This is a genomic window from Streptomyces sp. NPDC002324 (genome assembly GCF_053593335.1).
This window is the reverse complement of record NZ_JBSFCF010000002.1, coordinates 373729-388414: the sequence shown is the minus strand read 5'-3', so window position 1 is coordinate 388414 and position 14686 is coordinate 373729. Positions and strand designations below refer to the sequence as shown.

Annotated in this window: 14 protein-coding genes; 6 read left to right on the top strand and 8 right to left on the bottom strand. The window is 72.4% G+C overall.

What is annotated here, in order from left to right; genetic code table 11:
* The first annotated feature begins 13 nt into the window (after positions 1-13).
* Complete coding sequence (locus ACWCRJ_RS04750) at positions 14-889, top strand: acyl-CoA thioesterase (protein WP_450937910.1); 876 nt, start codon at positions 14-16, stop codon at positions 887-889.
* Here the strand turns inward: ACWCRJ_RS04750 and ACWCRJ_RS04745 are convergent.
* The 7 genes from ACWCRJ_RS04745 to ACWCRJ_RS04715 form a co-directional block, all read right to left on the bottom strand.
* Entirely contained in the window at positions 776-1936 is a 1161-nt protein-coding gene (locus ACWCRJ_RS04745; RefSeq protein WP_450937909.1) for a DUF6397 family protein, read from the bottom strand. The genes ACWCRJ_RS04750 and ACWCRJ_RS04745 overlap by 114 nt on opposite strands.
* A 129-nt stretch (positions 1937-2065) precedes the next feature.
* Positions 2066-2479: a roadblock/LC7 domain-containing protein gene (locus tag ACWCRJ_RS04740; RefSeq protein ID WP_450937908.1), complete on the bottom strand. Its 414-nt coding sequence runs from the start codon at positions 2477-2479 to the stop codon at positions 2066-2068.
* A 225-nt stretch (positions 2480-2704) separates the two neighbouring features.
* On the bottom strand, positions 2705-3310 hold the full coding sequence (locus ACWCRJ_RS04735; RefSeq protein WP_450937907.1) for a GTP-binding protein: 606 nt from the start codon (positions 3308-3310) through the stop codon (positions 2705-2707).
* 188 nt (positions 3311-3498) lie between these two features.
* The gene (locus tag ACWCRJ_RS04730; protein WP_450938154.1) at positions 3499-3912 is read right to left on the bottom strand and encodes a DUF742 domain-containing protein; all 414 of its coding nucleotides are present in this window, start codon (positions 3910-3912) and stop codon (positions 3499-3501) included.
* A gap of 20 nt (positions 3913-3932) precedes the next feature.
* Positions 3933-4370, bottom strand: coding sequence for a roadblock/LC7 domain-containing protein (locus tag ACWCRJ_RS04725; RefSeq protein WP_450937906.1), 438 nt, complete (start codon positions 4368-4370; stop codon positions 3933-3935).
* Positions 4367-6913 carry a sensor histidine kinase gene (locus ACWCRJ_RS04720; protein WP_450937905.1) on the bottom strand — a complete coding sequence of 849 codons (2547 nt, stop codon included), beginning with the start codon at positions 6911-6913 and terminating at the stop codon, positions 4367-4369. The genes ACWCRJ_RS04725 and ACWCRJ_RS04720 overlap by 4 nt, the downstream gene beginning before the upstream one ends.
* Positions 6914-6964: 51 nt before the next feature.
* Complete coding sequence (locus tag ACWCRJ_RS04715) at positions 6965-7741, bottom strand: MHYT domain-containing protein (RefSeq protein ID WP_450937904.1); 777 nt, start codon at positions 7739-7741, stop codon at positions 6965-6967.
* Between the two features lie 152 nt (positions 7742-7893).
* Here ACWCRJ_RS04715 and ACWCRJ_RS04710 point away from each other — a divergent pair, with 152 nt between their 5' ends.
* From ACWCRJ_RS04710 to ACWCRJ_RS04700, 3 genes are all read left to right on the top strand, one after another.
* Positions 7894-8493, top strand: a complete 600-nt coding sequence (locus tag ACWCRJ_RS04710; protein ID WP_450937903.1) for a class I SAM-dependent methyltransferase — start codon at positions 7894-7896, stop codon at positions 8491-8493.
* Positions 8494-8646: 153 nt separating this feature from the next.
* Positions 8647-8943: a hypothetical protein gene (locus ACWCRJ_RS04705; RefSeq protein ID WP_450937902.1), complete on the top strand. Its 297-nt coding sequence runs from the start codon at positions 8647-8649 to the stop codon at positions 8941-8943.
* A 135-nt stretch (positions 8944-9078) separates the two neighbouring features.
* Positions 9079-9966 carry a hypothetical protein gene (locus ACWCRJ_RS04700; protein ID WP_450937901.1) on the top strand — a complete coding sequence of 296 codons (888 nt, stop codon included), beginning with the start codon at positions 9079-9081 and terminating at the stop codon, positions 9964-9966.
* A gap of 40 nt (positions 9967-10006) precedes the next feature.
* On the opposite strand, the gene ACWCRJ_RS04695 is transcribed toward ACWCRJ_RS04700, so the two are convergent.
* The gene (locus ACWCRJ_RS04695; protein WP_450937900.1) at positions 10007-10195 is read right to left on the bottom strand and encodes a hypothetical protein; all 189 of its coding nucleotides are present in this window, start codon (positions 10193-10195) and stop codon (positions 10007-10009) included.
* 243 nt (positions 10196-10438) lie between these two features.
* Here ACWCRJ_RS04695 and ACWCRJ_RS04690 point away from each other — a divergent pair, with 243 nt between their 5' ends.
* Both ACWCRJ_RS04690 and ACWCRJ_RS04685 read left to right on the top strand, forming a co-directional pair.
* Positions 10439-13306 (top strand): DEAD/DEAH box helicase, encoded by a 2868-nt coding sequence (locus ACWCRJ_RS04690; RefSeq protein ID WP_450937899.1) that lies wholly within the window; start codon positions 10439-10441, stop codon positions 13304-13306.
* Complete coding sequence (locus tag ACWCRJ_RS04685) at positions 13303-14592, top strand: SWIM zinc finger family protein (protein WP_450937898.1); 1290 nt, start codon at positions 13303-13305, stop codon at positions 14590-14592. Before ACWCRJ_RS04690 ends, ACWCRJ_RS04685 begins: the two co-directional genes overlap by 4 nt.
* Positions 14593-14686 lie beyond the last annotated feature (94 nt).

Genomic DNA, 14686 nt, shown 5'->3' with positions numbered 1-14686 from the left:
GAGAGGCCAGTACATGACGACCAACCCCGCCGAGCGGCTCGTCGATCTGCTCGACCTGGAGCAGATCGAGGTCAACATCTTCCGTGGGCGCAGTCCGCAGGAGTCCCTGCAACGGGTCTTCGGCGGCCAGGTCGCCGGCCAGGCGCTGGTCGCCGCCGGCCGCACCACGGAGGGCGACCGGCCGGTGCACTCGCTGCACGCGTACTTCCTTCGCCCCGGTCGGCCGGGGGTGCCGATCGTGTACCAGGTCGAGCGGGTCCGCGACGGGCGGTCGTTCACCACACGCCGGGTCACCGCCGTGCAGCAGGGCCGCACGATCTTCAATCTGACCGCCTCCTTTCACAAGCCTGAAGAGGGGAGTTTCGAGCACCAGCTGCCGCCTGCCCGGAAGGTGCCGGACCCCGAGTCGCTGCCGACGGTGTCGCAGGAGATCACCGAGCATCTGGGCGCGCTCCCCGAGCAGTTGGAACGCATGGCCCGGCGTCAGCCCTTCGACATCCGCTATGTCGACCGGCTGCGCTGGACCCCCGAGGAGGTCGAGAACGCCGAGCCGCGCAGCGCGGTGTGGATGCGGGCCGTGGGGCCTTTGGGGGACGACCCGCTCGTGCACACCTGCGCACTGACGTACGCCAGTGACATGACCCTGTTGGACGCGGTCCGTATCCCGGTCGAGCCTCTGTGGGGGCCTCGTGGCTTCGACATGGCGTCACTGGACCACGCCATGTGGTTCCACCGGCCGTTCCGCGCCGACGAGTGGTTCCTGTACGACCAGGAGTCACCGATCGCGGTGGGCGGCCGCGGACTGGCCCGCGGCCGCATCTACGATCTGAAAGGACGTCTGCTCGTGTCGGTCGTGCAGGAGGGGCTGTTCCGCAAGCTCGGCGCCTGACCGGCGGATCCGTGGGGGTTTGCGTCGGAGCCGGCCCAGCAGGCCACGTCGCCCCTGGGGAGCCGTGCCGGCCGTCGACTGCGAGTCGGGACGCCGCCCTCCCCTGGGCGGACTCGGTGCCGGCCCCGCCACCGTCGGTGTTCCGCGCTGCGAGGCGACGGTGGGCGCGGGCACGTTGCGGCGGGGCCGTGGCGCGAGGCGATGGGCGCGGGCCTCGGCGAGGGCGTGCTGGAGGTCGGTACGCAGCCACGCGATCTCGTCGGGATCGTCCGCGGTCATGATCCGCGCCATGAGCTGCGCGGCGGGCGACTCGGGCGGGGGCCGGTCGGCCCGTGCGGGCCGGTGGCGGTCCAGATGGGCGCGTTCACAGGGGTCCTGGACGATCTCCGCGACCTGGACCGGATCGAGCAGGGCGGCCGGGGCGGCGGCGCGCCGCCAGGGGTCGTCGGACTCGCGCAGCAGGAATCCGAGATGGCGCCCTCGCCAGTTCCGGGGGCGCAGATCCAGCCCCGCTTCCAGCCGACGCCTCATGTCCTGCGGCATCCGGCCCGTCAGCCATCGGGCGTTGTTCTCGTCGGCCGCGAACTGCCGTAGTTCGGTTGCCAGATAGAGCCAGACCACGGCTCGGTAGCGGTTCAAGTAGAACTTGACCGGCGTGACCAGCCCCAGCCGCGCGAGTCGCGTGAAGCGCGAGGCGGGCACGCCGAGGATCTGGGCGGCCGGACCGGCACTGACGGCGTCGATCCGTTCCCGCAGCGTCTGCGGGAAGCCGTTCTCGGCACGGAGCCGGTCGATCTCCGCCCGTGCGATCCGGCGGCCTCCGCCCGCGTCGTCGACGATCGTGCGTAGGCATCCCAGATGGACGGCGAGGTCGAGTTCGCGTCGTTTCAGGCCCAGTTCACGGGCGGCACGACTCGGTGTGAGGGTGGTGTGGCCGGTCGCCCGGGCCGGCGCCGTGCCGGCGCCCGGTGCGGTGGATGTACCGGACCCGGTGGCCGTGGCGGGCGCGGCGGGCATGGCGGATCGCGTGATCGTGTCGCCGGACATGGTGGTTCTCCCCGTGTGGTGCGGTGCTCGCGCCGGTCTCGCGCTCGCCTCGGGAAAAACCGTAGCCGGTTCGCCGAAAGTCGTGGCGGGCCTGTGGATAACTCTGCCCGGATCACCGAAAAGGGCAGGTCAGCGGTCCATCGCGGCCGAGCGTTCGGGGCGGCGGGCGTCCACGCGAAGGTGTTCGCCGACACGGTTCACCAGCAGCGTCATCTCGTAGCCGATCTGACCGATGTCGGCCTCCGCGGCACTGAGTACGCACAGGCAGCTGCCCGGGCCGGCCGCGGTGACGAAGAGCACCGCGTCGTCGAACTCGATCATGGTCTGCCGGACCTCACCGGCGCCGAAGTGGCGGCCCGAGCCCTTGGCAAGGCTCTGCAGTCCCGAGGAGACCGCGGCGAGGTGTTCGGAGTCCTCGCGGCGCAGGCCGGTGCTGGCCGCGGTGACGAGTCCGTCGTTGGACAGCACCAAGGCGTGCCGTATGGGTTCGACGCGCTCGGTCAGGTCGTCCAGCAGCCAACCGAGTCCCGCGTTCCGCACCATCGTCCCTACTCCCCGTTTCGTCGCTCCCCCCTGGCAAGGAGGATCCGACGATTCAGCCTTCCCCACCGCCGCCGTCGGAGCAAGGAGGACGGGGACATGGCAAGGAAGATGACCGACAAGGCATGGCGGGGCTTACGCACGACCAGCGACAACGGGCGCTTCCCTGCCCGAAACAGCGGTGTCAAGGGACAAGAACCGGCCAGGACGGGGCGCGTTGCCGCCGGTTCAGCTCACGGAGTCGAGCAGTCGGGCGGTGTGCATCCGTCCGGCGTACTCGACGAGCCGTATCAGCACTTCCTTCCCGGAGTCGCGGTCCCGGGCGTCACAGAGGACCACGGGGGTGCCCTGGTCGAGATCGAGGGCGCGCGAGACATCGGGGGCGGCGTACGAACGGGCTCCGGAGAAACAGTTGACGGCGACGACGAACGGGATGTGGCGGTGCTCGAAATAGTCGACGGCCGGAAAGCAGTCCTGGAGACGCCGGGTGTCCGCGAGGACCACGGCGCCCAGCGCTCCCTGTGCCAGTTCGTCCCACAGGAACCAGAACCGGTCCTGTCCCGGTGTGCCGAACAGGTAGAGCGAGAGTCCCGATCTGATGGTGATGCGCCCGAAGTCCATGGCGACGGTGGTGGTGGTCTTCTGGTCCACCCCCTCGGTGTCGTCCACCGACTGGCCCGCCTCGCTCAGGAGTTCCTCGGTGCGCAGAGGTCTGATCTCGCTGACCGCGCCGACCAGGGTGGTCTTGCCCACGCCGAATCCACCGGCGACGAGGATCTTCAGTGCCAGGGCGCCCGTGTCGCCCTCTGTCTCGTCCACGTGCTCGGAGACCATCGATCACTTCTCTCGGGAGTGTCGGCCGTGGTCGACATCGGTACGGCTGTGAGAAGTAAGCATCATGACAACTGCCGCTCTTTCGTGGGACGTTGCTTCGGTTTTTCACGTCGCCGACCACTTTCTTGCGTGTTCGGTGACTGGTCGGTGCACAAGTCGGTCCGGGCTGGACGTATGTGCCTGTGCGTCTACAGCGCCTTGAGCCCCTCGATCACCTCGCGCAGGATCCGCTCGTCCGGGAGCTGCGCGGGGGGAACGGGACGGCTGACGGTGACGCGGCGCAGCTCCAGGAGGTCGCCGAGGAGGACCCGTACCACGCCGACGGGCAGGTCGGTGCCCGCGGCGAGTTCGGCGACCGACTGGGTCTCGGTACGGCACAGTTCGACGAGTACGCGATGCTCGGGGCCGAGCAGGTCGTCGTCGGCACCGGGTGCGTCCGCGTCGAGCGTGACCAGCGCGATCAGGTCGAAACGGGTCCCGCTCGGGCCGGACTTGGTGCGGCCGCCCGTCATGGCGTAGGGGCGGACGAGCGGCCCGGCCTCGTTGTCGAACCACCGGCTGCCCGACGGCTCCTGCGAAGCCTCTGTGCTGCCCTCGGTCATGAGCACGGCCCGTTCCTGGTTCATCCGGCCGCGGGCGGGCGGGCGCCGGCGCGGGTCGGTGTGCGGAGGTGCTCTCCGACGCGTTTCACCAGCCGCGCCATCTCGTATCCCACCAGTCCGATGTCGGCCGTGACCGAGGTGAGTACGGCGAGACAGGAGCCGTCACCGGCGGCCGCCACGAAGAGGAAGCCGTCGTCCATCTCCACCATGGTCTGGCGTACGCCACCGGCGCCGAAGTGGCGGCCCGTGCCCTTGGCCAGGCTGTGGAAGCCGGAGGCGACGGCAGCGAGGTGCTCGGCGTCCTCGCGGGTGAGGTCGCCGGAGGCGCCGACGGCGAGCCCGTCGTTGGACAGGACCACGGCGTGCCGTACCTCGTGCACGCGCAGTACCAGGTCGTCCAGCAGCCAGTCGAGTTCACCGGACCGCTCGGTGGCCCTGGTGTTCTGGTCGTGGATCATGCGGGGTCTCCTTCGCTGCTGTCGCTGCCCGTCACGGGGCTGTGGGTGACGCCCCTGCCGGGTGCTCTGCCGCCGCCTCGTGCCCAGCCGTCGCGGTAGGCGGCCATGCGGTCCCGTACGAGCTCCGGCGTGCGTGTGTCGTTCGGCGGGGAGGTCGCTGTCGGCGTGGGTTGCCCGGCGCGCTGTTGACGGAGCTGGGGTGCGAGGTGCGCCTGACGCACACGGCGCGGCAGTTCGCCGGCACTGTCCGGTTCCGGTGCGGGGCGGTGGGGCCGCAGGGCGGTGACGCCGGGCGGTGGCTCGGGCGGGCCGTCCGCACCGCGGTGAGCCGCGGCCGGCCAGGCTGAGGCGACGGGGGCCATGAGGGCGCGCCGGTCCGCGGCCTGTTCGACGGGTTCCTGGTGCGGGGCGGCGGCCACGCGCGCGTACTCGCGTTCCGCGGGCTGCTGCCGCGCCTCGGCGGCGGCGCGAGGGGAACGTTCCGGCACGCCGTCGTGGAGCAGGGTGGTGGGGAGGAGGACCACCGCGGTGGTGCCGCCGTAGGGCGAGGTGCGCAGGTGGACCTTGATGTCGTGGCGGGCGGCGAGTCGGCTCACCACGAAGAGGCCGAGGCGGTCGCTGTCGAACAGGTCCAGGGCCTCGGACTGTTCGATGCGGCGGTTGGCCTCGGTCAGGGTCTCCTTGCCCATGCCGAGGCCCCGGTCCTCCACCTCGACGGCGTATCCGTTGCCGACCGGTTCGCCGGTGATCCGCACGCGCGTGTGGGGCGGTGAGAACTGGGCGGCGTTCTCCACGAGTTCCGCCAGGAGGTGGGTGAGGTCGGCCACCGCGGCGCCGGCGATCTTCGCTTCGGGGAGTTGCCGTACCTCCACGCGCGCGTAGTCCTCGATCTCGGAGACGGCGGCGCGGACCACGTTGGTCAGGGAGACGGGCAGACGCCAGGCGCGCCCCGGAGCGGCTCCGGAGAGGATGATCAGGCTTTCCGCGTGGCGTCGCATGCGGGTGGTGAGGTGGTCGAGGCGGAAGAGGTCGCTGAGTTCGTCGGGGTCGTCGGAACGGCGTTCCATGCTGTCGAGCAGGCTCAGTTGGCGGTGGACGAGGATCTGGCTGCGGCGGGCGAGGTTGACGAAGACGCCGGAGATGCCGCCGGCGAGTTCGGCGCGCTCGACGGCGGCGTGGAGGGCCGCTCGGTGGACGGTGCCGAGGGCTTCGGCGACCTGACCGGTCTCGTCCTCCGCGGGCGGTCCGGGCGGGGCCTCGGTGTCGACGTCGATCTCCTCCCCGGCGCGCAGTCTCCCCATGGCGTGGGGCAGTTTGCGGCGGGCGATCTCCAGGGCGTCGTTGCGCAGCCTGACCAGCTCGACGACCAGGCCACGTCCGATGCGTACGGAGATGACGAGCGACGCGGCGACGGCGGCGAGGCCGAGAAGTACGGCGGCTCCCGCCGGGGTGAGCAGGGCGCGGGTGAACGGGCCGGCGGAGTCGGCGGTTTCGCGTCCGGCGTCGGACTCGATGCCGCGCATGCCGTCGCGCACGCGCGCGTGGGCGGACTTCCAGGCCGCTTCGGGAGCGGCGCCGAGCGCCTGAACTCCGGAATGGCTCGCGGCCACCTCGTCCTCTACGGCGCGCAGGTCGGCGTAGGCGCGTTCACCGGAGAGTTCCTGCCAGGCGGCCCGTTCGGTGCCGCGCAGGTCGGCACCGGCGGCCTCGGTCAGGGTGCGGCGGGTGTCGACGGCGCCGGTGAACAGACGCAGCCGCTCACGGTCGAGGGTTCCGGCCAGGCGGGCGCCGGCCAGGACCGTGTCCTCCTGGGCCAGCGCCTCTGCGGCGCGGGAGAACTCCAGCAGCACGCGCGCGTCGGAGCCGACTTCGGCGTCCTGGATGCCGGTGAGCGCGCCGCCCACGCCGAAGGCGGTGGTGATGGTCGTGGTGTAGCGCTCGTACGTCTCGGTCCAGCCGGTCCGGCGGTCGAGCACCGACGTGCGCAGCGCGCTCAGCCGGTCGGCGCCGGCCACGAACCCGGCGAGCCGTTCGGCGACTCCCGGCGGCAGGTCCGCGCCGTCGGCGACGGTGTGCCGGTCCCCCAGGCGCAGTGCGTCGAGCGCCCGGCCGGTGCGTTTGGCCGTGGTCCGCAGCTCGTTCTCGCCCTGCGCGGTGGGTCTGGTGGCGTAGCGCACGGCGGCCACGCGCTCGGCCTGGAGCGCCGCGACGGCGTCGGCGACGGGGCCGCGTACGGAGGCGTCGACGCGCTGTGACTGCCTGATGCGGGCGATGTCCTGGGCGGTGGTGACGGTGGCGTACGCCCACAGGGCCAGCAGGGAGACGACGGGCACCATCAACAGGCAGACGATCTTGGCCCGGACGGTGCGGGGGCGTATGTGCCGGCGTCCCGCGCGCAGCGGCGGCCCGGTCGTGGGGGCGCCGGTCTCGTCGGGGTCGAAGCGCTCGTCGGCGGGAGGTCCGGCGTGGGCGCGGCGGCCGCGTACGGCGGGCCGGGGCGGCGTCTCGGCGGCGCCTGTCTGGGTGGTGCGGGGTGTACGCATGGCCTCCTCGATCGGAGTGGTTCGGGGGCGGGAAGGAAGGCCGGCCCGCGGCTAGTGGGCGACGGCGTTCTCGACCGGCCGTTGGGCCGACGCGGACGCCTCTCGCTCCCCTGCCGTGGGCGACAGCGCGACGAACGCCGAGGTGAGGAAGAGGTAGGACCCGAGGCCGACGGCGAGGGGGAAGATGAACTGCATCGCCGTGGCCCCGGGCAGGACCGCCCCGGACGGCGTGACCTCCACCCGCACCGCCCACATCGCGGTGTAGTGCATGCTGCTCACCGCCGCCCCCATGACCAGGGACGCGACGGTGACCGCGAGGGGCGACTGGATGTTGAGCGCCGCCCAGAGGGCGGCGGTCGCGGCGACCACGGCGATCCCGACAGAGAGCGCGACGAGTGCCGGGTCGTAGGTCACGTCGCCGTGCAGCCGGACGGCGGCCATGCCCAGGTAGTGCATGCTCGCGACGCCGAGGCCGGTGGCGAGCCCGCCCAGGAGAAGGGCCCGGCCCCGGTCGCGGCTGTGGCCGACGGCGAAGACTCCGCCGCAGACCACGGTCATGGCGACGAGGAGGCTCAGGATGGTCAGCGGCACGTCGTAGCGGATCTCGGTGCCGCTGACGCCGAAGCCGAGCATCGCCACGAAGTGCATGGTCCAGATACCGGTGCCGATCGCCGAGGCCGCGGTGACGAGCCAGTTGCGGCGGGACCTGCCGGTGGTGCCGAGTGCGCGGACCGTGCAGCGCAGGCCGAGCGCGGCGCCGATGGAGGCCATGACGTACGACAGCGCGGGGGTAAGCCAGCCGAAGGTGGCGTGGTCCAGGTGTCCCATGGCTCCGGGACGCTAGTGGGGGCACAGGAGCACGGAGGGGGCGCATTTCGAAAGGTGCTGGAATGTGGCGCATATATGCACTCGAACGATCGCCTGCCGCCTGAACGTGCGCGTCGTCTTCTGGGCTGTTCCGGTGCGACATCATGCGAGGCATGAGTGACGACCACACACATGTCCAGGAGTTCTTCACGGCACGGGCGGCGCACTGGGACACCCGGTTCCCCGACGACGGACCCGCCTACGCCGCCGCGGTCGCCGACCTCGGCCTGCGCGCGGGCGACCGGGTGCTGGACGCGGGGTGCGGCACGGGACGGGCCCTGACGCCGTTGCGCGATGCCGTGGGACCTTCCGGAGCGGTGCTCGGGGCGGATCTGACACCCGCCATGCTGGAGGCCGCCGCGCGGGCCGGACGGGACCGCGACGGGCAGTTGCTGCTCGCCGACGTGGCCGCGCTGCCGCTGCGCACGGAGTCATTGGACGCGGTGTTCGCCGCGGGCCTCGTCGCACACCTCCCGCAGCCGGCCGAGAACCTGCGGGAGCTGGCGAGGGTGGTCCGGCCGGGCGGCACGCTCGCGCTCTTCCACCCCATCGGCCGGGCGGCGCTCGCGGCGCGCCAGGGGCGGCGGATCACCCCGGAGGACCTGCGAGCCGAGGAGAACCTCGAACCGCTGCTGGCCACCGCGGGCTGGCGCTTGACGTCGTACGCCGACGAGGACACCCGATTCCTCGCACTCGCCGCGCGCGTGGACTGAGCCCCGGGGCGGCCCGGGCGGGCCCGGTCCGCCCGGCGTCCCGCACGAGCCGGTCGCACGTACACGGCCCGCCCTCCCCCTTATGCGACCGCGACCGCATCTCTACGTTGATGAGGACGGCTGTGACACCGACACAGGGGGTATGTAGCCCATATGTTCGAGAGTGTTCGCAAGTCCTTCGGCAGATTCTTCGCCTCGTTGCGCACCGAGAACACCGCGCAGGAGGCGAAACGCACGCACAACCTGTTCGAGGCGGCCGCCGTCTACATCTCCGCGTCCGCCGAGGACGACCAGGAGCAGGTCGACGAGGCCGTGACCTGGGTGTCGCCCGAGGCCCTGTCGTTCGGGGTCAGCGAGCTGGCGTGCCGGGCGGTCATCGCACTCGCGCGGGAGCGGGACGAGTCCCCGCAGACGGTGGCGCGGTCACTTCTGGGGCTGCCCGCCGCCTGAACGAGTGGGGTCTCGGTCGATTCGCCCCGTCCACCCGGACACCTGCGGCTCCGTACCGGGTGCACGCTCGTGACAAGGGCACGTCGGGCGCATTAGGGTGCGCCGACGGACGAGCGAGAGCAATGGGAGGCCGGCATGGCCGGGACGGACGACGACGCCGTCACCGCCGGGGACGACGACGCACTGTATGTGCTGACGGCGGTACTGCTCACGCCCGCGAACTTTCCCAGCGTGCTGGGCGACGACTATCCGGAGGCCTGCGCGGCCCTCGGTCTCGCCCCGCTCGCCGACGGGTACGGAATCGTCCTGGGACAGGACGGCGAAGGTGCCCGGTGGACCGTGGCGGTGGACGACGTGTCGCTGGTCGCCGTGGCCATCGCTTCATGGGACTGCGGCATGGAGTACGACCTTTCACCCGATGAGCACTCGGTCGTGGCGGCGCTGCCCGGCTGGCCCCTCGCCGTGGCCGTGGCGGCTCCGGGGGTGCCCGCCCCGCACGATCCCGACCCGGAGGTCTCGGACCTGCCCCCGCTGAGCCCGCCGGACACCGGCACCTGGGGCCCCGCCCAGCGGCGCCTGGGAGCCGACGAGATCGCACTGCAGTGGTCCAGGTGGCGGGAGCAGATCGACGACGCCGCGTTCGCCGGGCAGGACGGCGCGGACCGGGACCGGGCGGCAACGGGTGACGCGACGGCGTCAGGTGACGCGACGGCGACCGGGGCTGCGACAGACTCCGGCAAGGACCAGGACGTCCCTCGCACGGGCATCCGTCGCGTCCTCGCCGAGGCTCGCGCGTATGTGGAGTCCCCACCACCCCTCGGGCGCGTCCGCTCCTCCTTCGCGCCGGGCGACGCCCGAACGCTCCGGGCCGACGGTCCCGGCTGGTCGATGGTGGCCAGGACCGACGACATCGCGTTCGTCCTTCTCGACGAGGAACCCGGCGAGGTCCTGCCGGTGGGACGGGGACCGGAACTGCCCGGCCTCCTGGAATCCCTGGACAAGATCGCCGTACGCCCCAACTGAGCCGGAGGTGCCGCCGGCCCGCGTGCGGGCCGGCGGGAACTCAGCGGCCGAGCTCCTTGCGGCCCACCCGACGCAGCCTGCGCCGCTGCGACGGGTCCAGCGCGAGGTACGCGGCCGTGGGGATCCCCAGGACTATCAGGAGATTGGCCCAGAAGGGGAAGGGCAACAGGATCAGCAGAATGATCCCGATGGCCGCACCCCCCGCGACGATCTTCGTACTCTTCGACATCTCGGTCGCCTCCTTCGCGGCCATTGCCGCTCTCTGTCCTGAAAACGGGAGCGGAGTCCCCGCGGTTCCGGACCACGACCCTGACACGCCCCTGAGTCGAACCCCGTACAACCCTGAGATGCCCTCACCACCGACGGGCAAAAGTGACCCACATCACTCCACCGCGGGTCCGTCAAAGGTTTGAAGCGAGGTAACCTCGGCGATTCTGGCTAGGTAGTCAAATTTGAGGAGTTCAGTATCCCTGTGCCGACGAACCTCGTGGCATCTCACTCCGACATCGACGAGCTGACCCGCTGCAACGCCGTCTTCATCGCGGCGGACCCCGCCCGTACCGGCCGAGTGTCCTTCTGGCGGGCGGACGGCTCGGCGCCGCCCCCGGTGGCGCACAGCACCACCGGGGAGGTGACCGTCGTCCTGCCCGGCGGTGGCGGCGTCCGGCAGGTGACGGTACCCGCCGTGTCGCTCCCGGTACGTGCCGCGCTGCCGGTGCTCACGCGCGCGCGTGCCGCCACGGAGTCCGACCGGGCGACCGCGTTCTGGGGGGCGGCCTCTGTGCTGGCACTCCAGTTCGCCGCGCGCGGGCTGTTGTTGCCCGGTGTGACCGCGAGCGGCCATGACGCCTGGCGGGCCGGTCCGCTGCGCGCGCAGGACGTGGCCCGGGTGAGGGAGCTGGCCGCCGCGATGCCGCCCGAGGCACACGCGGTGCCCGTCGACCACGGCGAGCCGTTGCGGCTGCCCGATCCGGAGCGGCTGCTGCGCGAGTTCCTCGACGCCGTGATGGACACACTGCCCCGCTCTCCGGCCGCCGGCATCGCGGCGGCCGGCCCCGCCTTCGCCGCACGTGAGCCCCAGCACATCCCCGAGCAACGTGCCTGGGCCGCGGACGTGGCCTCCGGGCACGACTCGGGGGTCCGCGTCTCGCTGCGCGTCGAGGTCTCGGGGCTCACCTCGGTCCGCGCCGACGGGGCGGGCGGGGCCGAGCCGACGTTCCGCGCCGTCCCGCAGGTGCACAGCGTGAGCGACCCGGCGCTCGTCGCGGACGCCTCCGCCGTGTGGGCCGCCGACGGGCCCTTCGGCTCCCGCGCGCGGATGGACGCCCTGTCGGCGCTGCGCCGCGCGGTCCGCGCCTGGACGCCGCTCACCCCGTTGTTGTCGGCAGCCGTGCCGGACGCGGTGGAACTCGCCGACGAGGAGGTCGCCGAGCTGCTCGGTGAGGGCGCCGGGCTGCTGGCGGCGGCCGGCGTCGACGTGCACTGGCCGAAGGAACTGGTGCGCGGGCTGACAGCCCGCGCGGTCATCGGCCCACCGGACGGCGACGAGCAGGGCGGCCCCGCGACTGCGGCGTCGGACACCCCGTCGTACCTGTCCTCCGACGCGCTGCTCACCTTCGACTGGCGGTTCGCCCTGGGCGACCAGCGGCTCACCCGGCAGGAGTTGGACCAGCTCGCGGAGGCGAACCGGCCCATGGTGCGGCTGCGCGACCAGTGGGTCCTGGTGGATCCGGAGGAGATCCGCCACGCGCGTGCGCGGCGGGACCACAAGGTGTCGCCTCTCGACGCGCTCGGCGCCGCTCTGACGGGTTCCACGGAGGTCGACGGCCGGATGGTCGACGTGCGGCCCACGGGGTGGCTGGCGACCCTCCGGGAACGGCTGTCGGACCCCGAGGGGCAGGTACCGGTCGGGCAGCCGTCCGGGCTGGCCGCGACACTGCGGGACTACCAGCTGCGTGGCCTCGACTGGCTGGCCCGGATGACCTCCCTCGGCCTCGGCGGCTGTCTCGCCGACGACATGGGCCTGGGCAAGACGATCACCCTGATCGCGCTGCATCTGCACCGGCAGGCGGACGCCACGTCGGCCGGGCCCACTCTCGTGGTCTGTCCGGCCTCGCTCATGGGCAACTGGCAGCGGGAGATCGAGAAATTCGCGCCGGGCGTCCCGGTGCGCCGCTTCCACGGATCCGTGCGCGGCCTGGACGGGCTCGGCGACGGTGAGTTCGTCCTCACCACGTACGGCACGATGCGACTCGACGCGCCGCGCCTGGCCGACGTGTCCTGGGGCATGGTCGTGGCGGACGAGGCCCAGCACGTGAAGAACCCCTACTCGGCCACGGCGAAGGAACTGCGCACGATCGGGGCACGCGCGCGCGTGGCGCTCACCGGCACGCCGGTGGAGAACAACCTGTCGGAACTGTGGGCGATCCTCGACTGGACCACTCCTGGCCTCCTCGGCTCGCTCGGCACCTTCCGCACCCGGTACGCGCAGGCCGTGGAAGGAACCCGGGATCCTGTCGCGGCGGAGCGACTCACTCGCCTCGTACGGCCGTTCCTGCTGCGCCGACGCAAGTCGGACCCGGGCATCGCGCCGGAGCTCCCACCGAAGACCGAGACCGATCGGACCGTGTCGCTCACCAGGGAACAGGTCGGGCTGTACGAGGCGTTGGTCCGCGAGACGATGGCGGAGATCGCCGACGCCGACGGCATGGAGCGCCGCGGACTGATCGTGAAGCTGCTGACCGGGCTGAAGCAGATCTGCAACCATCCGGCCCAGTACCTCAAGGAGGAACGGCCCCGCATCGCGGGCAGATCCGGGAAGACGGAGCTGCTGGACGAACTGCTGGACACGATCCTCGCCGAAGGGGCGGGCGTCCTGGTGTTCACGCAGTACGTTCGGATGGCGCGGCTCCTGGAACGTCATCTGGCGGCACGCGGTGTGCCCACGCTGTTCCTGCACGGCGGGACACCGGTCACCGAGCGCGAGGCGATGGTCGAGCGCTTCCAGGAGGGCGAAGTGCCCGTCTTCCTTCTGTCGTTGAAGGCCGCAGGCACGGGGCTGAACCTGACCCGTGCCGAACATGTCGTGCACTACGACCGCTGGTGGAACCCTGCCGTCGAGGCGCAGGCCACGGACCGGGCGTACCGCATCGGCCAGACCCGTCCGGTGCAGGTGCACCGGCTGGTCACGGAAGGGACGATCGAGGACCGCATCGCGGAGATGTTGCTGCGCAAGCGGGAGTTGGCCGACGCGGTGCTGGGCGGCGGCGACACGGCGCTCACCGAGTTGTCCGACGTCGAACTGGCCGAGCTGGTCGAGCTGCGAGGGGACGCGCGATGACGGAACGCACGGGACAGGACGACGAGCGCACGTTCACGGTGCCCGCTCCCGCGCCCGGGCGGGGTCCGGCGCGAACGTGGTGGGGCCAGGCCTGGTCGAACGCGCTGGAGGAGTCGGCTCTGGACGGGCAACAGGTCAAGGCGGGGCGCAGGCTCGCGCGCGCGGGAGCCGTGGGCGCGGTCTCGGTGCGCCCCGGGCGCGTCACCGCGGTCGTCCAGGACCGCGACGGCACCGCCCACCGCGCCGACGTGCTGCTGCAGGAGCTCTCCGAGGACCACTGGGACCGTTTCGTGGGCATGGCGGTCGAGCGGGCCGGGCACATCGCCGCTCTGCTCGACCGTGAGATGCCACCGCATCTGGTCGAGGACGCCGCGGCCGCGGGAGTCGAACTGCTGCCCGGCCCCGGTGATCTGGAGGCGCAGTGCGACTGCGGCGCCTGGGACCACTGCGGTCATACCGCCGCTCTCTGCCACCAGGTGGCCCGGCTGCTCGACCAGGACCCGTTCGTCCTGCTGCTGATGCGGGGGCGCGCCGAGCGTGCGCTCCTGGACGAGCTGCAGGTGCGCAGCGTCGCCCCGGTCGCGGACGAACAGCCGGCTCCGGCAGGTCTCCGCGCCAGCCGCCAGGACGGGCTGGACGCCGCCGAGGCGTTCGCGGCGGGCGGGATCCTTCCGCCGCTGCCCGAGCCGCCCCCGCTGCCGCCAGAGCCCGGTCTGCCGGCCTCGCTGCACACCGAAACCCCGCCCGCGCCCGGGGTGGACCCGGCCGCGCTGGAGTTCCTGGCGGCGCGGACGGCCCGGGAGGCCCATCGGCTGCTGGCCGAGGCCCTCCGTCCCGGCCACGAGCGACAACCCCCTGACGTGGAGCCGACCGTCCCTCAGGACGCGGTGCGGCTGGCCTCCGGCAATCCGGGGCCGAGCATCATGGCACGGCTTCGCCGGGGCACCGGGCGCGGCCGGGAAGGGCTGGAGCTGGCCGTGCGTGCCTGGCGCTACGGCGGGGCGGCCGCGCTCGCCGTGCTGGACGAGGAATGGCACCTGCCGGCGGACTCGCTCGCACACGCGCATGCCGCTCTGGCGACGGGCTGGGACGAGGACGAGCGGCCCGAGCTGCGCGCCGCGCACAACCGTTGGACTGTGGTCGGCGGCACGGCCCAGCTGCGACTGGGCCGGGACGGCCGCTGGTGGCCCTATCGCAAGGAGCGGGGGCGGTGGGTGCCTGCGGCGCCGGCGGCGCAGGATCCGGCGACGGCACTGGCATCCGGCGGCGCCGAGGCCGACACCTGAGGCGGTCCGGGTAGAGGGCACCGGGCGGGCGGGACGTCGTCCGCGCGCGCGAGTTGTTGTCGGTCCCCGCGCGTGAGCGGCTGTCAGTCCGCGC